This is a genomic window from Candidatus Thiodiazotropha sp. AKAK2 (assembly GCF_058244685.1).
Map to the genome: position 1 here is coordinate 1 of NZ_JBSYOP010000003.1, position 24144 is coordinate 24144.

The 24144-nt window shown below is 54.4% G+C and carries 17 protein-coding genes and 3 tRNA genes; 16 read left to right on the top strand and 4 right to left on the bottom strand.

All coding sequences use genetic code 11. The features are described from left to right. Positions 1 to 407: 407 nt before the first annotated feature. Positions 408 to 1358 carry an AraC family transcriptional regulator gene (locus AC4IE8_RS00365; protein WP_068988596.1) on the bottom strand — a complete coding sequence of 317 codons (951 nt, stop codon included), beginning with the start codon at positions 1356 to 1358 and terminating at the stop codon, positions 408 to 410. A 137-nt stretch (positions 1359 to 1495) separates the two neighbouring features. Here AC4IE8_RS00365 and AC4IE8_RS00370 point away from each other — a divergent pair, with 137 nt between their 5' ends. Next, positions 1496 to 2341: an NAD(P)H-binding protein gene (locus tag AC4IE8_RS00370; RefSeq protein ID WP_068988040.1), complete on the top strand. Its 846-nt coding sequence runs from the start codon at positions 1496 to 1498 to the stop codon at positions 2339 to 2341. Positions 2342 to 2510: 169 nt separating this feature from the next. Continuing rightward, positions 2511 to 3419: a bile acid:sodium symporter family protein gene (locus tag AC4IE8_RS00375; protein WP_068988041.1), complete on the top strand. Its 909-nt coding sequence runs from the start codon at positions 2511 to 2513 to the stop codon at positions 3417 to 3419. 19 nt (positions 3420 to 3438) lie between these two features. On the opposite strand, the gene AC4IE8_RS00380 is transcribed toward AC4IE8_RS00375, so the two are convergent. Together AC4IE8_RS00380 and AC4IE8_RS00385 are read right to left on the bottom strand one after the other, a co-directional pair. Then, positions 3439 to 3789: an acyl-CoA thioesterase gene (locus tag AC4IE8_RS00380; RefSeq protein WP_068988042.1), complete on the bottom strand. Its 351-nt coding sequence runs from the start codon at positions 3787 to 3789 to the stop codon at positions 3439 to 3441. After that, positions 3789 to 4187, bottom strand: coding sequence for a YybH family protein (locus tag AC4IE8_RS00385; protein WP_068988601.1), 399 nt, complete (start codon positions 4185 to 4187; stop codon positions 3789 to 3791). Before AC4IE8_RS00385 ends, AC4IE8_RS00380 begins: the two co-directional genes overlap by 1 nt. Before the next feature lie 403 nt (positions 4188 to 4590). Between AC4IE8_RS00385 and parC the strand changes: the two genes are divergently transcribed. The 10 genes from parC to AC4IE8_RS00435 all read left to right on the top strand — a co-directional run bounded on the left by parC (position 4591) and on the right by AC4IE8_RS00435 (position 16045). Then, positions 4591 to 6840, top strand: a complete 2250-nt coding sequence (gene parC, locus AC4IE8_RS00390) for a DNA topoisomerase IV subunit A (RefSeq protein ID WP_490790025.1) — start codon at positions 4591 to 4593, stop codon at positions 6838 to 6840. A gap of 279 nt (positions 6841 to 7119) precedes the next feature. Beyond that, positions 7120 to 7204: transfer RNA gene (locus tag AC4IE8_RS00395), tRNA-Leu, on the top strand. 96 nt (positions 7205 to 7300) lie between these two features. After that, positions 7301 to 8590, top strand: a complete 1290-nt coding sequence (gene tig / locus AC4IE8_RS00400) for a trigger factor (protein ID WP_068988044.1) — start codon at positions 7301 to 7303, stop codon at positions 8588 to 8590. A gap of 22 nt (positions 8591 to 8612) precedes the next feature. Then, positions 8613 to 9251, top strand: coding sequence for an ATP-dependent Clp endopeptidase proteolytic subunit ClpP (gene clpP / locus AC4IE8_RS00405; protein WP_068988045.1), 639 nt, complete (start codon positions 8613 to 8615; stop codon positions 9249 to 9251). A gap of 144 nt (positions 9252 to 9395) precedes the next feature. Continuing rightward, positions 9396 to 10670, top strand: coding sequence for an ATP-dependent Clp protease ATP-binding subunit ClpX (gene clpX / locus AC4IE8_RS00410; RefSeq protein ID WP_068988046.1), 1275 nt, complete (start codon positions 9396 to 9398; stop codon positions 10668 to 10670). A 290-nt stretch (positions 10671 to 10960) separates the two neighbouring features. After that, positions 10961 to 13408: an endopeptidase La gene (gene lon / locus AC4IE8_RS00415; RefSeq protein ID WP_068988047.1), complete on the top strand. Its 2448-nt coding sequence runs from the start codon at positions 10961 to 10963 to the stop codon at positions 13406 to 13408. A 185-nt stretch (positions 13409 to 13593) separates the two neighbouring features. Next, the gene (locus AC4IE8_RS00420; RefSeq protein WP_068988048.1) at positions 13594 to 13866 is read left to right on the top strand and encodes an HU family DNA-binding protein; all 273 of its coding nucleotides are present in this window, start codon (positions 13594 to 13596) and stop codon (positions 13864 to 13866) included. A gap of 14 nt (positions 13867 to 13880) precedes the next feature. Then, a tRNA-Val gene (locus AC4IE8_RS00425) sits at positions 13881 to 13956 on the top strand. A 4-nt stretch (positions 13957 to 13960) separates the two neighbouring features. Beyond that, a tRNA-Asp gene (locus tag AC4IE8_RS00430) sits at positions 13961 to 14037 on the top strand. 103 nt (positions 14038 to 14140) lie between these two features. Continuing rightward, positions 14141 to 16045 (top strand): SurA N-terminal domain-containing protein, encoded by a 1905-nt coding sequence (locus AC4IE8_RS00435; protein WP_068988049.1) that lies wholly within the window; start codon positions 14141 to 14143, stop codon positions 16043 to 16045. A gap of 578 nt (positions 16046 to 16623) precedes the next feature. On the opposite strand, the gene AC4IE8_RS00440 is transcribed toward AC4IE8_RS00435, so the two are convergent. Next, positions 16624 to 17400 carry an enoyl-ACP reductase FabI gene (locus AC4IE8_RS00440; RefSeq protein ID WP_068988050.1) on the bottom strand — a complete coding sequence of 259 codons (777 nt, stop codon included), beginning with the start codon at positions 17398 to 17400 and terminating at the stop codon, positions 16624 to 16626. A gap of 382 nt (positions 17401 to 17782) precedes the next feature. Here AC4IE8_RS00440 and AC4IE8_RS00445 point away from each other — a divergent pair, with 382 nt between their 5' ends. From AC4IE8_RS00445 to AC4IE8_RS00460, 4 genes are all read left to right on the top strand, one after another. After that, the gene (locus tag AC4IE8_RS00445) at positions 17783 to 19654 is read left to right on the top strand and encodes a peptide-binding protein (protein ID WP_490790026.1); all 1872 of its coding nucleotides are present in this window, start codon (positions 17783 to 17785) and stop codon (positions 19652 to 19654) included. Positions 19655 to 19856: 202 nt separating this feature from the next. Beyond that, a complete protein-coding gene (locus AC4IE8_RS00450; RefSeq protein WP_068988052.1) occupies positions 19857 to 21242 on the top strand; it encodes an ABC transporter permease in 1386 nt (461 codons plus the stop codon). After that, positions 21235 to 22407, top strand: a complete 1173-nt coding sequence (locus tag AC4IE8_RS00455) for an ABC transporter permease (RefSeq protein WP_068988053.1) — start codon at positions 21235 to 21237, stop codon at positions 22405 to 22407. The genes AC4IE8_RS00450 and AC4IE8_RS00455 overlap by 8 nt, the downstream gene beginning before the upstream one ends. Beyond that, a complete protein-coding gene (locus AC4IE8_RS00460; RefSeq protein ID WP_490790027.1) occupies positions 22407 to 24050 on the top strand; it encodes an ABC transporter ATP-binding protein in 1644 nt (547 codons plus the stop codon). Before AC4IE8_RS00455 ends, AC4IE8_RS00460 begins: the two co-directional genes overlap by 1 nt. Positions 24051 to 24144: the final 94 nt, after the last annotated feature.

Here is a 24144-nt window from a genome sequence, read left to right on the forward strand (position 1 = left end):
GGGCATGGCCCCACCCTACACCCTGAAATCAATGGTAGGGTGGGGCCATGCCCCACCAAATACACTTTGAGTAAGCACAATGAAGCGCTTTGGCACTTACGATGCCACTACATGGTCAGGTTAGTAATAAGGCATAGCATCGCTATGATCATCGAATAAACACAGACACACTGATTATCTCCGGACAGCAGTGGGCATTCGCCAGGATGACGAAGGTGGATTTCCGGCTCCAGGATTCAGTGGGTTGTTATAAGCTATTTTATGGTCAATAGCGGACTAAAAAATGTTTTAGTCAATGACCTATACCCAGTCATCTGCCGGAATAGCGAACGCCAATCGATCGGGAGTTGCTCAGTGAACCTTATGCTTTGATCACTGAAATAATCGATCTCGGATGAGAGTGCAATCTACTGCCTAACACTGCCCGGGGAGACACCAAGCTCTCGTTTGAAGGCCCTGCAGAATGCCGCTTCGGATTGATAGCCGAAGCGTTCCGCGAACACCACCAGAGGCTCCGATGATTCGAGCAACTGAGTGCGGGCCATCAGCATACGCCAGCGGGTCACATAGCGCATCGCGGTGTAACCGACCAGGTCGGTAAATCGTGCTGAGAAACCTGAGCGGGACATTCGCGCCTCCATGGCCAGTGACGTCAGGTTCCACTCTCTTTCCGGATTGCGGTGAATCGCTGCAAGGGCTCTTCCTATCTGCTTGTCACGCAATGCATTCAGCCAACCCGGTCTGGGGCCGCTGAGTGAGTCGAGCCAGGAGCGAATTGCCTGGATCACCAGAATGTCAGCCAGTCGGGTGATTACCGTTTCACCACCGGGGCGCAGTTCCCTCGCTTCACGGGTGATCAACTGCAGGGTATTTTGGATCCAACTGCTCTCATCCTCTTTCCAGGTATCGATCTTCAATACCTGCGGCAGCAGGGCCACCACCTGCTGTCCGGCCACATGGTCAAAGCGCACCAGCCCACAGGTCAGTTGGGTCAGCTCACCACTGCCGCCGTGATGCATGATTTCATATCGTTCACTCACCGACTCCACCGGGATGTCGAACAGGGGCGTGGTCTGGTGCTGCAGATCACTGCGCACTTCGTGGCCTGTACCATGGGGAACCAGGGCCAGGCTGCCCTGTTTCAGCAGGCAGGGCTTTTCTCCGCTGACTTCCAACCAGCACTCACCCCGGGTCACCACATGAAACATCATGTGGCCCTCGAAGGGCGGCAGGGATACCCCCCAGGGTGCTTTCAGCTCTGAACGGCAGTAGTAAGTGCCGTTCAGCTTGAGCAAGTGAAGTGCTTCCCCGATCGGGTCGGACACATCAGCAATTGTCGATTTGGTTTCGCTGGTCATGGGGTTTTCGATTTGGACGAGCTGCATATAAATATAGACAAACAGCCATGGTTGGTCTGCGCGTTGTTACCTAGGATCAACTCATACGCATTAACCCAGAGTTTTACAACGCTTAACCCCGTAAAGGAGGGTGGATTATGACCAACAAACCGATACTGATCATTGGTAAGCATGGCAAAACCGGTAGTCGTGTGCTGCAGCGTCTGCAATCGATGGGTCTGCAGACCCGAGCGGTCTCAAGGTCAACGGCTCTGCCATTCGATTGGCAGCAACGGGATACCTGGGCGCCGGCTTTGCAAGGTGTGGCCGCTGTCTATGTCACCTACCAGCCGGATCTGGCCATTCCTCAGGCGCAGGCAGACATTGAAGCTTTTACCGCGATGGCGAAAAAGGCTGGTGTTGAACGCATCGTGCTGCTCTCGGGTCGGGGTGAAGCCGGCGCCCGGCGGGCGGAGGATATTGTCATCAACAGCGGCATCAGCTGGAATATCGTCAGGGCGAGTTGGTTTTTCCAGAACTTCAGTGAGAGTTTCATGATCGAAGGAATTCTGCAGGGCGAACTGATACTGCCGGCGGGGGATGTCCCGGAACCTTTCATCGACGCGGAGGATATTGCCGATGTGGTGGTTGCCAGTTTGACCGATGCAAAACACCACAATCGTCTCTATGAAGTAACTGGGCCTCGTGCCATGACCTTTGCGGATTGCATGGCAGAGCTGTCGCAAGCGCTACAGAGACCGGTGAAATATACTCAGGTAGCGGTGGATGCCTATCTGGATGTACTTCAACAGCAGGGTGTTCCCGAGCCGATGCAATGGTTGCTCAAGGAGCTGTTCACTGAGGTTCTGGATGGCAGAAACAGCCAGGTGCAACCGGGTGTTGAGGAAGCATTGGCAAGACCGGCCACCGATTTTCAGGTCTATCTGAAACGTATGGTCGACTCGGGATGCTGGTCCGACGACCAATTGGAACAGGCAGTTTGATGCTCCCTCGATCAGGCTTCTGTACGGCCCCTGACTCGTGGGTCCGGCTGATCGTCACCTTAGTTACCGCGTGACCCGCTAGGGGCAGGCAGACCCAGTCCGGCTTGACGAACAGAGCGCCAAGCCGGAGACTCTTGCCGCTGAAACTTCTTATCGTGTTGCAGGCCAGATGATTCACCAGATAACCCGTCTCTTTCCTCTATGGGCTGTGCTTTTGTCTGCGCTTGCCTATGCCTATCCCTCTGCTTTTGTTGGCTTGAAACCTGCGATCATTCCCTTGTTGGGTCTGGTGATGTTCGGTATGGGGATGACCCTGAGCCTGGAAGATTTCAAACGGGTTTTTCAACGGCCGAAGATCATCGGTGTCGGTGTGTTGTTACAGTTCGCATTGATGCCTTTACTCGCCTGGCTGATTGCTGAACTGCTCGCGTTGCCGCCCTATCTGATGGCCGGGCTGGTATTGGTTGGGGCCTGTCCCGGTGGTACCGCCTCCAATGTGGTCTGCTATCTGGCACGCGGTGATGTGGCCCTCTCCATCACCATGACGACGGTTTCAACCCTGCTGGCGATCATCGCCACACCGCTGCTCACTTGGCTCTATGTGGGGCAGAAGGTCCCGGTGCCGGTTGAAAGCATGCTCTGGTCGATTTTCAAGATTGTTCTGTTCCCGGTCTCGTTGGGGGTCCTGGTGAATACCCTCTATGGCCGCAGACTCAGACCGATAAAACCTCTTTTCCCGTTGATCTCCATACTCGCCATCGTTCTGATCATCGGTATCGTGGTGGCGCTGAATCAGAGCAACATCGCCACTATGGGGATGCTGTTGGCATTGGCCGTCATACTGCACAATCTGGCGGGCTTGGCGGGGGGTTACTGGATAGCCAGAGCATTGGGCTGGGATCGGCGGATCAGCCGTACCCTGGCGATTGAGGTGGGTATGCAGAATTCCGGCTTGGGGGTTGCGCTGTCGGTTAAGTACTTCTCCGCCGCGGCTGCGCTGCCCGGCGCGATCTTCTCCATCTGGCACAATCTGAGTGGTTCCATGCTGGCTGGCTATTGGTCGCGACGTGAAAGCTGAGGGGCCGCTTGGATTCGTGCTAAATGGAAGTTTTATTGCCCGCCTCATCAAGGCAGACGAAAGTGATGGTGGTGGTAAAGACACTCTCTTCCTCACCGGTCACCGAGTCTTCGGCAAATACCTTGACCCGATAATCCACCGATGAATCACCCTGTTTGCTCTGCTGGATATTGAAGCGCAGTATCGCGCCCTCTCTGACACTACGGTGAAAGGTGACCCGGTCCAGTCCGATGGTGACAAAGTGGCGCCCCGGGTAGTCATGAACCGCCGCGATCCAGGCATACTCGTCAACCCATTTCAGCAGGTTGCCGCCGAACAGATAGCCATACTGATTGAGGTGCTGAGGTAGTACCAGTTTATGGTTTTCCATCAGACCTGTAATCCGGGAGGTGGTGTGGGTGAGTTCTGATGCATCACCAGGCACCAGCCCTGATCCCCTTTACGATAGATGTTGGTGGCGTAGACCGGGTGAGGGGGTGTTTCCGGGTCGGCTTTGACCAGCTCTTCGACCAGGTGGATGGCAACGTTGTCAGTCTCGATCCAAGTCAGGTGTTTGATCCCGATATCAAGCTTTACATCCTCATTCAACAGGGCGCCCCAGGCGGTCTCAATGGCCGCTCTGCCCCGTTGGGCCGGCATCATCGGCAGCAGGCAGAGAATTTCGTCACTCTCTTCCCACACGGCCATCATGGCGCCCAGGTCCCCATCATCGATGGCATCGTAGTAGGCATCTTCGGCATCTTGGGGGGTCGTGTAGGGAGGGGCCATGGTCATTTCCTGTTGTTATCGGTTGTCTGATGGGAGGGATTCTACGGGAATAACCCATCTTTAGGATAGGGGGCAGGAGCAACCCAAGCCCACTGCTGTAAGTCATGGTGCCTGAGGCTTGTCAGTGACAGCTCTGTCCAGTCGTTTCCCTGGAATAGCCGTTGCTCAACCTGCCGTCGTCGCTGCTGCGGGGCTGTCTGCTGGGGGGCACTGTTCGCCTGCTCGGCAGACTCCGGCATTCAGCTGAGCCAGACGCTGACTTGGCTGGGTGGCGTCAGTTCTCTGTTGCCATAGCTGGTCTTTCTCACCATTTCCTTTGCCAGATACGGATCACGTATTCCCTATCACTTCGGCTTTCCGTATCATCTGGCCTCTTTCAGGCCAGTAGTAACTTACAGATCAGATGACTGACGATATCGATCACAGCTTAGAGGGAATCGAAAGGGTTCCCCTGAATGAGTTTACCGAGAAGGCATACCTGAACTACTCCATGTATGTAATTCTCGATCGTGCCCTGCCGAATATTGGTGATGGATTGAAGCCGGTACAGCGGCGGATTGTCTATGCCATGTCCGAGCTGGGTTTGAGTGCGGGCGCCAAGTTCAAGAAGTCGGCCCGTACCGTCGGTGATGTGCTCGGTAAATTCCATCCCCATGGCGACAGCGCCTGCTATGAGGCAATGGTGCTGATGGCGCAGAGCTTCTCCTATCGCTATCCGCTGGTGGACGGGCAGGGCAACTGGGGCTCTCCGGACGATCCAAAGTCGTTCGCCGCGATGCGTTACACGGAATCGAAGCTGACGGTCTATGCCCAGACTCTGCTTTCGGAGCTGGGGCAGGGGACTGTGGAGTGGGCGCCCAATTTTGACGGCACCCTGAAGGAACCCAAGATACTGCCGGCGAGATTACCGAATGTACTGCTCAACGGCTCATCGGGTATCGCTGTGGGCATGGCTACCGATATCCCGCCGCACAACTTGCGGGAAGTCACCAATGCCTGTATCCATCTGCTGGAGTCGCCGAAGGCCACCCTGGAAGATCTGATGACCTATATCCCCGGGCCGGACTACCCCACCGAGGCGGAGATCGTGACGCCGGCGGCGGAGCTGGTCAAGGTCTACGCGACCGGGCATGGCTCGATTCGTATGCGCGCCCGTTTCGACCGTGAGAATGGCGATATCATCGTCACGGCCCTGCCGCATCAGGTGTCAGGGGCGAAGATACTGGAACAGATCGCCGCTCAGATGCAGGCCAAAAAGCTGCCGATGGTAGAGGATCTGCGTGACGAATCGGATCATGAAAATCCCACCCGCCTGGTGATCGTACCCCGTTCCAACCGGGTCGATGTGGCGCGGCTGATGTCCCATCTGTTCGCCAGCACCGATCTGGAGCGCAGCTACCGGGTCAATCTGAACCTGATCGGTATCGATGGCCGTCCGGCGGTCAAGGATCTGCGCTCGCTGCTGGTGGAGTGGCTCAGTTTCCGTACCGAAACCGTTCGCCGGAGACTGCAGTATCGCCTCAATGAGGTGCTTGACCGGTTGCACATTCTTGAAGGCTATCTGGTCGCCTTTCTGAACATCGATGAGGTTATTGCAATCATCCGCTACGAGGATGATCCGAAGGCCGAACTGATTAAACGTTTCTCCCTTTCAGACATCCAGGCGGAAGCCATCCTCAACCTTCGCTTGCGTAACCTGGCGAAATTGGAGGAGATGAAGATCAAGGGTGAGCAGGAGGAGTTGGAGAAAGAGCGGAAGTCACTGGAAAAGCTGCTGGGTTCAAAGCAGCGTATGCGCACCCTGATCCGCAAGGAGTTACAGGCGGATGCGGATAAATATGGTGATGACCGTCGCTCACCCATCGTTGAGCGTGAGGCGGCGGAGGCCCTCGATGAGACCGATCTGACCCCCAGTGAGGCGGTCACTGTGGTGCTATCGGAGATGGGGTGGGCGCGGACTGCCAAGGGGCATGAGATCGACCCGGCCGGTCTGAACTATCGGGCCGGGGACGGCTTTCTGGCGGCTACCCGCCTGCGCAGCAATCAACAGGCGGTGTTTCTCGACTCCAACGGCCGCAGCTACTCGCTGCCGGCACATACCCTGCCATCGGCCCGCAGTCAGGGTGAACCTCTGACCGGACGGCTCTCTCCGGCAACCGGTGCGACCTTCCGTGCGGTGATTGGCGGTGACAGTCAGCAGGAGTATCTGTTGGCTTCGGACGCAGGTTACGGATTCCGGGTCGGTCTGGCGGATATGCTGGCGAAAAACAAATCAGGCAAGGTGCTGCTGACCCTGCCAAAAGGGTCTCACGTTCTGATGCCTGAGCTGATTGCGGATGTGGAGGCGGATCGCGTGGTGACGATCACCAATGAGGGGCGGATGCTGGTCTTTCCGGTCGGCGAGCTACCCAAGCTCTCGAAGGGCAAGGGTAACAAGATCATCTCAATCGCACCGAAGCGAGTGGCCGCCAGGGAGGAGTTCGTGGTGGCGATTGCCGTGGTGCCAAAGGGTGGCAGTCTGACCGCCCATGCGGGCAAGCGCTATATCGTATTGAAACCGGCCGATCTGGATGGTTATCAGGGAGAGCGAGGACGTCGCGGAGCGAAACTTCCCAGAGGCTTCCAGCGGGTCGATCGGGTTGAGGTCAGCTAAGTCCTACAACATGGAAAATCTCATATTAAGATTCAGTAATCGGCTGAATACGGCACAATTGGCGTGATCCGGCCGCAAAGATAACCTCTTGAATCCATGTGTTTTGTGGGTGTTCATCCACTAGATGAAGAGGGCCAGGTTAGATTTACCACCGTTCTAATCAAGATTAGACTTGGAGAGTTGCTCGATTGGTCGTTATAATGGTCGATTCTCAGCTGTGATATTTGGGCTGGATTATTAGGTCATCCCCTTGAATCGGCTGGGAATCATACGAAAACAGCGAAAGTGGCGGAATTGGTAGACGCGCTGGATTTAGGTTCCTGTGGGGTAACCCGTGAGAGTTCGAGTCTCTCCTTTCGCACCATTTCAACTGCGGTTGCCAATGGCGATCGACAGGAAATTTCCAGTTTTTCCTTAATTCAGATATTTAGTGGCAGATAAGGCTGTCAGGAGAAGATACATGCAAGTTTCGGTGGAATCGGGAGAAGGGCTTGAGCGACGTGTTACCGTCGAGTTGCCTGCAGAGAAGATCGATGCGGAAGTGACAAAGCGCCTACAGCAGATTGGCCGAACCGCCAAACTGGATGGTTTTCGTCCCGGTAAGGTGCCGATGAAGCTGCTGCGTCGTAACTACGGTGGACAGGTGTTGCAGGAAGTCTATGGTCAGATGATCGAATCCAGTTATCAGGAGGCGATTCAACAGGAGAAACTGCAGCCCGCAGGGATGCCTAAAATCGAACCTGGCGAGTCCAGTGAAGATGATGGTCTGTTCCGCTATGTGGCGACCGTTGAGGTGATGCCTGAGATTACCCTGAACCCGCTCTCCGGTGAGATCAAGCGTCCGGTGGCCGAGATCGCCGATCAGGATGTGGATGAGATGCTGCTGAAGCTGCGCAAACAGCGTGTAACCTGGAGCAGTGTGGAGCGTGATGCGGCTGAAGGTGATCAGGTGAAGATCAGTTTCAAAGGCACGATCGATGGGGAGGCCTTTGAGGGCGGCAGCGCCGAGAATGTGGATCTGGTACTGGGTTCCGGCCGCATGATCGAAGGTTTCGAATCGGCCCTGGTTGGCAAGTCGAAAGGTGATAAATCGTCGATCGACCTGAAATTCCCCGAAAATTACCGGGTGGAAGAGCTGGCCGATAAACCGGTAACGTTCGAAGTAGAGATCAACGACATCGCCGAAGAGGTTCTGCCTGAGATCAATGACGAATTTGCCAAGGAGTTCGGTGCCGAAGAGGGTGTCGACAAGCTGATGAGCGATGTGCGTGAGAACATGACACGTGAACTTGCACAGCGGATCGAGGCTCGTATTAAGAACCAGGCGATGGATCTGTTGACAGAGCAGAATCCGATCGATGTTCCCACAGCAATGGTCGATCAGGAGATTGAGGCGCTGCAGAATCAGACCCGTCAACAGATGGCCCAGGGCGCTGGATCCTTTGAGCTGCCCCGGGAGATGTTTGAAGACCAGGCAAAAAAACGGGTTACTCTGGGCTTGCTTATTGGTGAAATCATTAAGCAAAACGACATTCAGGTCGATAACGATCGTGTGAAGAAGAGAATTGAAGAGTTTGCCGCCAGTTACGAGAAGCCTGAAGAGGTGGTCAACTACTACTACAACGACGAAAAGCAGCTGGCCACCGTGCAGAATGTCGTAATGGAAGATCAGGTGGTAGACTGGGTGCTGGAACAGGTTACCATCACTGAAGAGCAGACAACCTTTGCCGAACTGACGGAGCAGGGTTGAAAGGAGAGGGGAAACACAGACCATGATTGATACAGTGTCAGGAATGCCGGACGCAAAAGGCCTGGGCCTCGTGCCGATCGTTATCGAGCAGACCGCCCGGGGTGAGCGCTCCTTTGACATCTATTCCAGGTTGTTGAAGGAGAGAGTGATCTTTCTGGTCGGACCGGTTGAAGACCACATGGCGAATCTGGTCGTGGCTCAGTTGCTGTTTCTCGAGTCGGAAAACCCGGACAAGGATATCCATCTCTATATCAATTCGCCCGGTGGCTCAGTCACAGCAGGACTGTCGATTTACGACACCATGCAGTTCGTCAAACCGGATGTCAGCACCATGTGTATCGGCCAGGCAGCGAGTATGGGAGCGCTATTGCTCTCCGGCGGGGCCAAGGACAAACGCTACTGTCTGCCGAATTCGCGGATGATGATTCACCAGCCTTTGGGTGGTTTCCAGGGGCAGGCAACGGATATTGAGATCCATGCGAAAGAGATTCTGCTGCTGAGAGAGCGGCTGAACACCATTCTGGCCGATCATACCGGTCAGAGCCTGGAAAAAATTGCGCAAGATACCGAGCGGGATAACTTCATGGGTGGCGAGGATGCGGTCGCCTATGGCCTGATCGACTCGGTATTGTCCGATCGTGGTGGTAGTGAGACCAGTTGACATCGATTTCTGTGATGTGGCTTTTACGGGCAATGGATGGCGTGTTATCAAGTCAGTGTTTTTTAATCACTAACCTTGCCATCTAGGTGCAGTTAGATATGATTGAAATAAAAGCAGATTGATTTTGGCTTGAAGGAGTGAAATATGAGCAGTGACAAAAGCGGTAAAGGTGACGACGGCAAGCTGTTGTATTGCTCCTTTTGCGGCAAAAGCCAGCATGAGGTGCGGAAACTGATTGCCGGCCCTTCCGTTTTTATCTGCGATGAGTGTGTCGAACTCTGCAACGACATCATCCGTGAGGAGATGCAGGAGCCGGGTGAAGACAGTATCAATAAACTGCCGAAGCCTCATGAAATAAAAAAGACGCTGGATCAATACGTTATCGGTCAGCAGAGAGCGAAAAAGGTGCTCTCTGTGGCGGTCTACAACCACTACAAACGACTCGATGCCATCGGCAAGGACAACGAAGTCGAGCTGGCAAAATCGAATATTCTGCTGATCGGCCCCACCGGTTCGGGTAAAACCCTGCTGGCGGAGACCCTGGCCAGAATGTTGAATGTGCCCTTCACCATTGCCGATGCCACCACCCTGACCGAAGCGGGTTATGTGGGTGAGGATGTGGAAAATATCATTCAGAAGTTGCTGCAGAAATGCGACTATGATGTTGAAAAGGCACAGACTGGTATTGTCTATATCGATGAAATCGATAAGATTTCCCGTAAATCGGATAATCCCTCCATCACCCGTGATGTGTCTGGTGAAGGGGTGCAGCAGGCGCTGCTGAAACTGATCGAGGGTACGGTCGCCTCGGTACCACCCCAGGGTGGCAGAAAACATCCTCAGCAGGAGTTCCTGCAGGTCAATACCTCAAATATCCTGTTTATCGTGGGCGGCGCATTCGCCGGGCTTGAAAAGGTCATCAAAGACCGCTCAGAAAAGGGTGGAATCGGCTTCTCAGCCGAGGTGAAGAGTAAAGACGACTCCCGTTCGGTCGGTGACATCATTGTCGATGTGGAGCCTGAGGACCTGATCAAATATGGTCTGATACCCGAATTTGTCGGTCGTCTGCCGGTCGTGGCCACACTGCAGGAGCTGGATGAGGACTCGCTGGTCAAAATTCTCACCGAACCGAAAAATGCACTCAGTAAACAGTATTCCCGTCTGTTCGAAATGGAGGGCTGTGAGCTGGAGCTGAGGGACGATGCCTTGCGCGCAATTGCCCGCAAAGCCATGGCGCGGAAGACCGGTGCACGCGGTCTGCGTACCATTTTGGAGCAAGTGTTACTCGACACCATGTATGATTTGCCCTCGATGGATGAAGTCACCAAGGTGGTTGTGGACGAAGGCGTCATCGCCGGTGAATCCGATCCATTGATGATCTACGAAAACAACGATAAGCAGATTGCTGCATCTGATTGATCTGTCTAAGCATTTTACCGGAGTTAAAGAGTTGCCTGGGCGACACTTCGCCGTACCCCGGCGATCTCTGGTGGATATGGCACGATTCCTGTTTGGTTTTTTCCGTTGATTGATTCCGACGATAGACTTGAAACATCCGGCTGTTGGCCATATATACATTAATCAACCATCAGAAAAATGCTGCAGGTTGGATCGACGAGAGCCTGCCAGATGCAAATCCCTGTATTGACACTGTAGTACCTGCAGTTGAAGTATTTTCAGGCAGGCCGCTGCCTAATGAGGACAAGTGAATGGGTCAAGAATACAAAGACACCGGTTTGACAAGAGAAACGGCCAACATCGTTCCGGTATTGCCGTTACGTGACGTGGTTGTCTATCCTCACATGGTTATTCCCTTGTTCGTCGGTCGGGACAAGTCGATCCTCGCGCTCGATTCCGCCATGCAGAGCAACAAGCAGATTCTGCTGGCGGCGCAGAAAAGCGCCGATGTGGACGATCCGGATATCGATGATATGTACGCCATCGGTACCCTGGCCAACATCCTGCAGCTGCTGAAACTTCCCGATGGTACGGTCAAAGTCCTTGTCGAAGGCGGGGAACGGGCCAGGATCACCGAATTTGTGGAGAATGATGAATTCTTCAGCGCCCGCCTTGAGACCCTCACTGACAATATCGATCTGGCGGGCAGGGAGACCGAGGTGCTGATGCGCTCGGCCACCAATCTGTTCGACCAGTACGTCAAGCTGAACAAGAAAGTACCGCCGGAGGTATTGACCTCGCTCTCCAGTATCGACGATCCCAGTCGTCTGGCCGATACCATCGCCGCCCATATGTCCCTCAAACTTGAGGAGAAGCAGCATGTGCTGGAGATGCCCAATGTCAGAGAGCGTCTGGAACATTTGATGGGGCTGATGGAGGGTGAGAACGACATCCTGCAGATGGAGAAACGGATCCGTGGGCGGGTCAAGCGCCAGATGGAGAAGAATCAGCGGGAGTACTATCTGAATGAGCAGATGAAGGCCATTCAGAAAGAGCTGGGTGAAATGGATGATGCACCCAACGAAATCGAGGATCTGACCAAAAAGATCGAAAATGCGGGGATGACCTCAGAGGCCAAGGAGAAGGCCAATAATGAATTGAACAAACTCAAGCTGATGTCGCCGATGTCAGCCGAAGCGACCGTGGTGCGCAACTACATCGACACCCTGGTCGGCCTGCCCTGGAAGAAACGCAGCAAGATCCGCAATGACATCGGTGCCGCCAACACCGTGCTTGATGAGGATCACTATGGTCTGGATAAGGTCAAGGAACGTATTTTGGAGTACCTGGCCGTACAGCAGCGTGTACGCAAGCTGAAGGGGCCGATCCTCTGTCTGGTTGGACCGCCAGGTGTGGGTAAGACCTCACTGGGTCAGTCGATTGCCCGCGCGACCAACCGTAAATTCACTCGTATGGCCCTGGGCGGGGTCAGGGACGAGGCTGAAATACGTGGCCATCGTCGCACCTATATCGGTGCGCTGCCTGGCAAGATCATCAATAACCTGAGCAAGGTGAAGACACGTAATCCGCTGTTTCTACTTGATGAAATCGACAAGATGGCGATGGACTTCCGGGGTGATCCCGCCTCGGCCCTGCTGGAGGTGCTGGATCCGGAACAGAACCACACCTTCAACGACCATTACCTGGAGGTCGATTTCGATCTGTCTGAGGTGATGTTCGTTGCCACCGCCAACACATTGAATATTCCGGCGGCCCTGCTGGATCGTATGGAAGTGATCCGTCTCTCCGGCTACACCGAGGATGAGAAGGTCAACATTGCTGAGCGCTATCTGGTGCGCAAGCAGATGGAGAACAATGGACTGAAACCGGAGGAGCTGATCGTCAGGGAGTCGGCGATTCGGGATATCGTCCGTTACTACACCCGTGAGGCCGGGGTGAGAAACCTGGAGCGGGAGATCGCCAAGATCTGTCGCAAGGTGGTCAAAGAGATTCTGCTGAAGAAAACCAAGACCAAGGTCACCTTGACACCGAAACGTCTCGAAGACTACCTGAGTGTGAAACGTTTTCGCTACGGGCGGGCCGACGAGCACGACCAGGTGGGTCAGGTCACCGGTCTGGCCTGGACCGAGGTGGGCGGCGAGTTGCTGCGCATCGAGGCGGCTCTGATGCCCGGTAAGGGACGATTGAGCCATACCGGTCAGTTGGGTGAAGTTATGCAGGAGTCGATCCAGGCGGCCATGACAGTGGTCAGAAGCCGTGCCGAATCTCTCGGTCTGGAAGAGGAGTTCCATCAGAAATACGACGTGCATATCCACGTGCCGGAGGGGGCCACGCCGAAAGACGGCCCCAGTGCCGGTGTCGGCATGTGTACCAGCCTGGTCTCGGCTTTGACCAAAATCCCGGTGAAAGCGGATGTGGCGATGACCGGTGAGATCACCCTGCGTGGTGAAGTGCTGCCGATCGGCGGACTCAAGGAGAAGTTGCTCGCAGCGCACCGGGGCGGTATCGCTACGGTTATCATCCCGGAAGAAAACGAGAGAGATCTTGTTGAAATCCCAAAGAATATCAAGCAGAACCTGGAAATCATTCCGGTCCGCTGGATCGATGAAGTGTTACAAATCGCGCTCAATGACACCCCCCAGCCGAAGAAGGAGAAGGAGTCGGGAGAGGCTGAAAAACCGAGTAGAAAGCGCAGCCAGGAGGCTGGCAAAAAGACTAGGGTGCCCACCAAGCATTAGTACACTGTTAATTTAGAACATGAAGACCTGTCACAGCTTGGCTTATTGCGGCGTTTTCGCATAGGCCATTGCTTGACAGGTTATCTGGCAGCCGGTATAAACTCTGGCGTTTCGGGCCCTGCAGGGCCACTACATATAATTCGTAAGGCGGAATGATCCGCCCAGACCATAGGGGAAACTGATTAATGAATAAGGCCGAACTAATTGAGGCAATGGCGGAATCCGCGGATATTTCCAAGGCCGCTGCAGGACGGGCGCTTGACGGTATGGTCAACGCTGTGACTGACGCGATGAAAGCCGGTGATACGCTCTCTCTGGTGGGATTTGGCACCTTTTCCGTGAAAGAACGCGCTGCCCGTGAAGGCCGCAACCCCCAGACCGGAGAGACGATCAAGATCAAAGCATCGAAAATCCCGTCATTTAAAGCTGGTAAAGCGTTGAAGGATGCAATAAACTAGCGCGCCTTCTACCGGGGTGCTTAGCTCAGCTGGGAGAGCATCGCCCTTACAAGGCGAGGGTCGCAGGTTCGATCCCTGCAGCACCCACCATTTAGGAGCGGTAGTTCAGTTGGTTAGAATACCGGCCTGTCACGCCGGGGGTCGCGGGTTCGAGTCCCGTCCGCTCCGCCAACATTAATCATTAACGGGGTATCTCAACCAGATACCCCGTTTTTGTTTAACCAGATACCCGGATCTTTGATCCTGGTAATAATAATATTTCGAGTCACTGATCATGCTTCAGGAAATCAGAGATAAGGCTCAGGGCTGGATCGCTTGGGCAATCGTCATCCTCATCTCAATCCCATTTGCACTTTGGGGTATTCAGTCCTATCTAGGAATCGGTTCAGAACCTCTGGCTGCCACCGTCAATGGTGTGGAGATTACTGAGCGCAGCCTGGAATCCCAGTTTCAACGTTTTCGTCAGCAACTGCGTGATCAGTTGGGTTCAGCCTATCGGCCGGAGTTGTTTGACGATGTGCGGATGAGAAAAGAGGTTCTCAACCGTATGGTCAACGATGAAGTGCTGCAACAGGCCTCCCATGAGATGGGATTGCGTGCCGGTAACAGCATGATCCAGGCGACGATTCTGAGCATGTCCATCTTTCACAAGGATGGTCGCTTCGATCAACAGACCTATGAGCGCTCTCTGCAGCTGCAGGGACTTTCACCGGCCGGCTTTGAAGAGCGTGTCAGGCGTGCGTTGGTGGCTGAGCAGCTGACCCAGGCCGTGGAGAGCGGGACCTTCATCACTTCCCGCGAAGTCAGTGAGAGCGATCGCTTGCAGAAACAGACCCGGGAGATCACCTATTTCACCGTGCCGGCTGCGGATTACATGGTGGACAATGCTGTGACTGACAGTGAGGTGGCCTCCTTCTACGAGAACAATGAGAGCGCTTTCATCTCGCCGGAAAAGATTAAGCTCGAATACATCCTGTTGGATGCCGCAGCGATCGGCCAGACCATCGACGTCGATGATCAGCTGCTGCGTGGCTTCTACGACGACAATCAGGATCTCTATGGTCTGCCCGAACAGCGACAGGCAAGCCATATTCTGATCCAGGTCACCGCCGATGCAGATCAGACAGCCGTTGATGAGGCGAAACAGAAAATTGAGGAACTGGCAGAAAAGGTTCGTGCGGGAGAGTCTTTCGCCGAACTGGCCAAGCAGCACTCCCAGGATCCCGGCTCAGCGGCCTCAGGGGGTGACCTGGGGATGTTTGGCAAGGGCATCATGGATCCGGCTTTCGAGAATGCCGTATTCAGCCTCGAAGAGGGTGCTGTCAGTGATCCGGTGCGCAGTAACTTCGGTTTTCATCTGATTAAACTCACCGGCATAAAGGCCGGCAGTGTAAAACCATTTGACGATGCCAAAACGGAAGTGGAGAAAGGCTACCGCCTGGCAGAGGGTGAAAAACTCTACTTCGAGATGGCAGAAGAGTTGGCCAACCTGAGTTATGACGATCCTACCTCCCTGGAATCCTCAGCCTCCGCCCTGGGGCTGACTGTGGCTGAGAGTGATTGGATGACCCGGGATCAGCAGACCGGCCCATTGGCGAAACCGAAAGTACTGGGTGCAGCCTACAGTGACGATGTTCTGAAAGAGCGTAACAACAGTGAATTGATCGAACTCGATTCCACCAGTTCGGTGGTGGTTCGGGTAGTGGATCATCAGGAGGCTTCCGTTGAGCCTCTGGATGATGTGCGCAGCCGGATCGTCGAGTTGCTCACCAAGCAGAAGGCGGAACAGCAGGCCGGAGCCGAGGCGGGCAAGCGTGTGGCTGAGATTTCCAGCAGCAATCCGTTGATGCAGGTGGCTGGAAATTATCCGGTAACCGGACCCATCACTGTAACCCGCAACAGCAGAGAGCTGCCGCCGGCCCTGTCGAGCGAACTGTTCCGTACGGCAAAGCCGCAAGCGGGAGAGATCAGCTCAGGCAGTGTTAAACTGGCCCAGGGAGACTTTGCCGTCTTCGTACTCTCACAAGTCACCGAAGGTGAATCCGCCTCGGATGAGAGCAAAGGACAGCAGGTTGAAAACATGCGGCGTCTGTATGGCAGAAGCTACTACGATCGGGTACTCGAAGATCTCGAATCCCGTGCCGATGTACAGATTCTGTTGAAGCAGGATAGCGAATAAGTTTTTAAGAATATTTCAGTCCGCAAATAAACACGAATAAAAGTAAATGTTTTTTGTTGCTGTTAAAAAAGCTGTTGTTCCGGCGGATGCCGGACAATAGCACGACCTCCATTGAATGACTGAAAGTCGGCCAGAAGGGTGAACAAAGTGAATACTCCTTCTGTCTACACTTGCGTGTGATCAGTCGCCGTAGCTTCCTTAACCGGTGTGGATAAACGTTACTAAACCATTTGTGTTTATTTACGGACTTAGCCAATAAAAAAAGGCGCGGCGGTAAGCCGCACCTTTTCTCAAATCAATCTTGTTAGGGCCTGTTAACACGAATCCAATACGCCCTGCTGGGTCTGTTTTTGTGCCCAGCAAGGCAGAATGAGCGTCGTGTAGTTATTCTACATGAGCGAATGATAACGCCGCTGGGCGCAAAAACAGGCCCAGCCCTTCGGGTTGCGCCTGCAAAGCGCCACTCGGCGTTGCTCGTCGTTCATTTGGAATAACCAAACTACACTCCTCACGCCTTGATTGGCACTTTTTCAGGCACAACAGGGCGTATTGGATTAGTGTTAACAGGCCCTAGATGGTCAGGCCATGCCGAGAATGTGGTAACCGGAGTCGACATAGAGTATGTCGCCGGTGATGCCCGAGGCCAGATCGGAACAGATAAATGCAGTGGCATTACCCACTTCCGCGATGCTGACATTGCGGCGCAAAGGATTCTTCTTCTCCGCTTCATCCAGCATGCCTTTGAAATCCTTGATGCCGGAGGCCGCCAGTGTTCGGATCGGGCCGGCCGATATGCCATTCACCCGTATGCCTTCAGGTCCGAGTGACTCGGCCAGATAACGAACGCTTGCTTCAAGGCTGGCTTTGGCAACCCCCATCACATTGTAGTTGGTCACTGTTCGAACCGCGCCCAGGTAGCTCATCGTCACCAGCGAGGCATTACGTCCCTGCATCAGCTTTCGACCCGCTTTGGCCAGTGCGGAAAAACTGTATGAACTGATGTCGTGGGCAAGGGCGAAGCCGTCCCGGGTCAGGTTATCAAGGTAGCCTCCCTCCAGGTGGTCTCTGGGTGCAAAACCCACCGCATGGATAATACCGTCGAGATATCCCCACTCTTTCTCAATGGTCTCGAACAGCTCGGCAATCTGTTGATCATCGGTGACATCGAGGGGCGCCACAATCGAAGCCGAGAATTTTTCAGCAGCATCATCAACCCGTTTTTTCAATTTCTCAGTCTGGTAGGTCAGGGCGAGTTCTGCGCCCTCCCTGTGCATGGCTTCGGCAACCCCCCAGGCGATGGAGCGGTTGCTGGCAATGCCAACGATGAGAAAGCGTTTATCTTGTAAAAAACCCATTGAAAATTCCTTACTGGCGTCGTTGTTTAGTGAATAAACAGGAGCGGTAGGATAATTCCCCTGTCTAATTGGGACGTCTTATTGTCGAGAAAAGTGTAACTTACCGGAAAACCCAACCAGCAAATAGCATAGCATGCTGAGGCTATGGCCACATCTCAGCTAACCATAGCCCGATCAAACCATGCTCAGATCAGGAGTAGCCCGGCCTGAGTTGTTACCGGTTCAATAAAATCTGTCGTCCGGTCAGTGCCGCTCCATTGACTCCAATTGGCTAACCCGGCAACCTTACGCCATTACCAATGCAGATTGGATCGATTTGAAGAATTAAGATAGGCCGATCTGGGTTTCGGATAGGTTAAACCTGGATCACAGGAGAACATTCATGCAGCGTCGTTTGAACGGTCGTGACATCCTCTATTTCGGTGGTCTCGCCGTGGTACTCATCACCATTATTCTGGCTATGTACATGGTCGACCGGCAGTGGCAGAAGATGGCGCAGATGGAGCAGTTGATGCGGGAGCAGGCGGCGGATATCCGGAATATTGGCATACAGCTCAGAACATTGGGCAGACGTGTGGAGAGCGGTGTCAATCTCTCCAGCCAATCCCAGACGGATGAAACCGAGTCTGTTCCGGCGGCCTTTGAGCGGGCCTACCAGGCCAGCCAAAAAGAGGATTTTGCCGAAGGGGACTGGCTGGTCAGGGCATTCGGGGTCAATCTGAAATCCCTCACACCGTTTATTTCTGAGGATGCCTATGCCTCCACCGTACAGGGCTATATTCTGGAAAGTCTGCTGGTGCGCAACGCGGATACCCTGGAGTGGGAAGGATTGTTGGCCAGGGAGTGGCAGGTTAGCGATGACGGATTAACCTTTGTCTTCAAGCTGCGGCAAGGTTTACGCTTTTCAGACGGTAAACCGCTCACCGCCGAGGATGTGGCGTTCACCTTCAGTTTCATCATGAATCCGGCGATTCAAGCCCCCAGGGAGCGGGCCTACTACGCCAAGATTGAATCCGTTGAGGCGCTGGACCGGCTGACCGTCCGGTTTCAATTTGCCGAACCCTATTTCAACGCCCTCGCACTGGCGGGGGGAATCTCGGTGATGCCCAAGCACTTCTATGAGCCCTATCTGGAAGAGCCGAACAGCTATAACCAGTCGAAGGGTTTGCTACTGGGATCCGGCCCCTACCGGCTGGAGGATCCGAGCAACTGGTCACCGGATAAAGGCATCATCGAACTGCAGCGTAACCCCCGCTACTGGGGGCCGGTACAGCCGGCCTACAATCGCCTGTTGTGGCGAATCATTGAGAATGACAGTGCCCGTATGACAACTTTCCGCAATGGTGAGATCGATACATATGTCATCCGTCCGCTGGAGTTTCAGAAACTGGTGGATGACGAGGATCTGGCGAAGAAAGCAGAACACTGGGAGTACATGAGCCCTGTTGCTGGATATAGTTATATTGGGTGGAATCAGCAGAAAGGTGAAAAAGCCACACGCTTTGCTGATCTCAGGGTAAGGCAAGCCATGACCTATCTGATCGATCGAGAGCGGATCAATAAAGAGATCTTTCTCGGTTATGCGGAAGTGGCAATGAGCCCCTTTACTAGTACAAGTAAACAACACAATCCTGACTTGCTGCCCAGGCCCTACGATCAGAGCAAAGCCATGGCACTGCTTAAAGAGGCGGGCTATTCCGATCGGGATGGAGACGGGATACTCGAAGATGAGTCAGGTGCACCGTTTCAATTCGAATTAGTTTATTTTCAAGGAAATGATGATACAAGTCGCATGGTGCTGTTCCTAAAGGACCTGTTGGCTAGGGCAGGGATACTTCTGGAACCTAAACCAACAGAGTGGTCAGTGATGATCGACCTGATGAAAAAGCGGGATTTTGATGCCATCACCCTGGGCTGGACCAGTGGTCTCGAAACCGATCTCTATCAGATGTTTCACAGCAGTCAGATTGCCGATGCCGGTAATAACTTCATCAGCTATCGCAACGAGAAACTGGATCAACTGATCGATGAGGCGAGGGCGACGGTGGATGATGAGACCCGCATGCCCCTGTGGCAGGCTGCGGAGCGGGAACTCTACAACGATCAGCCCTATACCTTCCTGAAACGCAGTAAAAGCCTGGTGTTCATCGACCGGCGGATTCGCAATATTGTGCAGACCAAATTGGGTTTGAATCTGAACAGTCTGCCGGTTGAGACCTATGTGCCGGCAGATCAACATCGCTATAACCAGTAATGCAAGTGTAGTGTCCGATACAAATCATACATTCAGACGAGGCCTATCATGTGTTGGCGTTTAAATCGCTTACCTCGCCCTGCGGGAAGCCCTCAAGCCACGATTGCGATGTTGCCCCCCTTGGAAAGGGCGCGGCCATTCCCTGCGGGTTGCGCTTTGCACTCGCGGCTTGAGTGGCTTTTTATATAGGACGCTACACTAGATGCTGACCTACCTGATCCGAAGAGTGCTGCTGATGGTGCCCACCCTGTTGGGGATCACGCTGGTGGTGTTCGTGGTGATGGCCTCATCACCCGGCGGGATCAGCGCCCAGAGTCTGGTGGAGGGGCAGAACCTGGATCCGGAGGCGAAGCAGGAGATCGAGGCCTACTACAATCGGCTCTACGGTCTGGATGATCCCCCCTATCTGCAATATCTGCGCTGGCTGAATAATGTCTCCCCGATCGGTTTTGTGTTCGATGAAGAGAATCAGATGAGTGGATTCTCCTTCAGTAAAGGGGCCGACTTCGGTCGCAGTTTTCGTTATGGTCGCCCGGTAACCGATCTGCTGGCGGAACGGGTGCCGATAACGGTATTACTGAATGTGCTGAGCATTCCCCTGGTCTATATGTTTGCGCTGCTGGTGGGGGTGCGGGCGGCGGTGGAGCGGGGGCGCTCATTCGATGTCAGCAGTGGTATCGTGATGCTGGCCCTCTGGTCGGTGCCGACCATGCTGGCCGGGGTGTTGTTGATCGGCTTCTTTGCCAATCAGCAGTATTGGCACTGGTTTCCCACCGCCGGTCTGAGCGACCGCCTGGTGCTGGATCAGGTGTTCCTGCCCCACTGGTCGAGTCTCTGGGATGTGGGATTGCTGTTTATCTGCCTGGTGCTCTCAGTGGCCCTGTTCATGACGATCGCACGCAGTGGCTCCAAGCCCCTGCGCATCGTTTTTCTCGCACTCTGCTGGGCCGTGTTGGGCTATATGATGGTTGAGGCCCTGCCGCAGACCCAGCAATCGATCACCCTGTTTATCCTGATGCCGCTGCTGTTTGCCCTGATGGCCGGCTGGCTGGCCAGCACCGACTATCTGCTGATGCGTCAGCTGGGTTTTCTCAGCAGTGCTCTGTTGATCGGACTGCTGCTGGCCGTATATGGCATGCAGGGGAGTTGGCTGAGGGGCTTTCTGTTCGATCGGCTCTGGCATCTGGCTCTACCGGTATTGTGTCTCTCTTACGGCGGATTTGCCGGTCTGGCAAAGCTGACCCGTACCTCAGTGCTGGAAAACCTGCTCTCCGACTATGCCCGCACCGCCAGGGCTAAGGGGCTGGCCGAATCGGTGGTACTTTGGCGGCATGTATTTCGCAACAGCCTGCTGCCACTGATCACGGTGGCCGCCAGTCTGCTGCCCAGCCTGCTGGCGGGTTCGATCATCGTGGAGAGTATCTTCAGTATCGAGGGGATGGGCAAACTGGCCGTCGAGGCGGTGCAGACCCGGGACCGGGAGCTGGTGCTTTCGATTACTTTGATCGGCGGTATGCTGACCCTGCTGGGTTATCTGCTTGCCGATTTGCTCTATGCACTGGCCGATCCGAGGGTGAGCTATGACTGATCAACCGTCCCATCGTCAAAGCTACTGGCGCCGGATTCTCAGTCAGACCTTCCTCCGCTGGGGGGCCAGGTTAGGCCTGGGATGGGTTGCCCTGCTGGCGATGATCGGTGTTTTTGCACCGTTTCTGGCCAGCAGTTTTCCACTCTTGCTCAGTCAGAATGGTGAGTGGATTAGTCCGGTGCTGACCTATCTTCAGGCCGAGGATGTGCTGTTTCTGGTCGCCTTTTTCAGCCTGCTGTTGCTGTTACCCTGGCGAATCAGCGGAGCCCGTAAACTGGGCCTGTTTGTAATGATGGTAAGTATCGGCGGTGGCTTGGCTTACAGCTATGTGGATCCGCCCAAGCTCGTGATCTATGAGCAGTATCGGGTCGCCGAGCGTGAAGGCGCCTATGACTGGGTTATCTTTGCTCCGGTTCCCTATTCACCCAAGGACTATCAGCGAGATCTGGGGGATACCGGGCTTGAAGCACCCTTATCTCAGGCCGAGCGCTCGCACTTGTTCGGCACCGAACAGAATGGCGCGGATGTGCTCAGCCGGATGATCCATGCCTCCCGGATCGCCCTCGGCATCGGTTTTGTCGCCACCGGTATCGCCATGGTGATCGGTGTGATTATCGGTGGATTGATGGGCTATTTTTCCGGTATCGTGGATATTCTGGGGATGCGTCTGGTGGAGATCTTCGAAGCGGTACCCACCCTGTTTCTGCTGCTCACCTTTGTTGCATTTTTCGGTCGCAGTCTCTACATCATGATGGTGATTATCGGCATCACCAGCTGGCCCGGTTTTGCCCGCTATGTGCGAGCCGAGTTTCTGCGTCTGCGTAAGCAGGATTTCGTACAGGCGGCCGAGGCGGCGGGTCTGCCATTGTCCTCCATACTCTTCAGGCACATGCTGCCCAATGGTATGGGGCCCGTGCTGGTGGCGGCGAGTTTCGGCGTCGCTTCGGCGATCCTGGCGGAGGCGACCCTGAGTTTTCTCGGACTGGGTCTGGTGGATGATCCCTCCTGGGGGGAGATGCTCAACCAGGCGGTACAGTCCTCCCGTTTCAACTGGTGGATGGCAGCCTTTCCCGGCGGTGCGATCTTCTTCACGGTGTTTGCCTATAACCTGATCGGTGAATCCTTGAGAGATGCCATCGATCCCTACCTGAGCAAGTCGAACTGATGCTGTTGTCAGTCAAAGCCCTGCATACCTGGTTTAAACACCAACCGGATCCGATCAAGGCGGTGGATGGAATCGACTTCGAGATCGAGCGGGGGGAGACTTTCTGTCTGGTCGGCGAGTCGGGTAGCGGTAAATCGATCACCGCACTCTCCATCATGCGTTTACTGCCCCAGTCCGGTCTGCAGAAACAGAACGGTCAGGTGCTGTTCAAGAGCGGGCAGGGGGACGCGGTTGATCTGAGCGCATTGAAAGAGTCGAAGATGCGAGAGATTCGGGGTGGCCGGATTGCCATGATCTTCCAGGAGCCGATGAGTTCACTCAACCCGGTATTCACCATCGGTGAGCAGATCCTTGAGGCGGTCAAGCTGCATTTTCCGCAACTTTCGGCAAGCGAGGCTTGGGAGAGGGTGATGAAGGCGCTTATTGATGTACAGCTGCCCGATCCCGAAACCCGGGTCAACAGTTATCCCCATCAGCTCTCCGGTGGTCAGCGTCAGCGAGTGATGATCGCCATGGCCATGGCCTGTGAACCCGATCTGTTGATCGCGGATGAACCGACAACCGCTCTGGATGTGACGGTGCAGCGTGAAATATTGCGTCTGATGAAGGCGCTGCAGCAGCGTACCGGGATGGCGATTCTCTTCATCACGCACGACTTTGGTGTGGTTTCGGAGATCGCAGACCGGGTCGCGGTAATGCAGCAGGGTAAGCTGGTAGAGACCGGCACCACAGATCAGATCATCCACAAACCTGAGCATGTCTATACTCAGTCACTGATTGCGGCGTTACCGGAAAACCTGGCGCGTCAAGTGACCCATCAGGTCGTGCAGGATCAGCCGCCACTGATTCGATTGAATGATCTGGCGATCCATTTTCCGGTACGAAAGGGCCTGTTGCGTCGGGTCGTCGATCAGGTACGTGCGGTGGACGGGGTCGATCTGGAGATCCCGCGGGGGCAGATACTCGCACTGGTGGGCGAGTCGGGCAGCGGCAAGACAACCCTGGGGCGTGGCATCCTCAGATTGACTGAACCGACGGCTGGCCAGATCACCTTTGACAACACCGATATCACCGAGATGAAACCGGCTCAGCTAAGGCAATTCCGGCGCAATATGCAGATCATCTTTCAGGATCCGATCTCCTCATTGAATCCGCGTTTGAGTATTGCCGCAATCCTTACCGAACCGATGAAGGTGCATGGTATTGGTGAGAACCGGGAGGAGCGACTTGAGCTCGCCAGGAACTTGCTGCAGCAGGTACAGATGGAGGAGGATACCCTTTGGCGTTATCCCCATGAGTTTTCCGGTGGCCAGCGTCAGCGTATCGGTATCGCCCGAGCGTTATCCCTGGAACCCTCATTCATTGTGTGTGACGAGATCACCAGTGCATTGGATGTCTCGGTACAGGCTGAGATCCTGAAAATGTTGTTGGAGCTTCGCCGGCAACACAACCTTACCCTGTTGTTCATTACACATAACATCGGCGTTGTTGAATATGTCAGTGATCGAACTGCCGTGATGTATCAGGGGCAGATTGTTGAACAGGGAAGAACCGAAGATATCGTCAATAATCCTCAAAACGACTATACCCAACAACTGATTGCAGCAGTTCCTAGTGGGTCATGCGGAAAGTTCACAAACTAATTATTGAAATTGATATAATGAGGTATGGCAAAGAAAGCAGCTCCTTTTTATATCACAAAAGATGCTCAAGAAGAGTTAACTGGCTGGCTGAGGT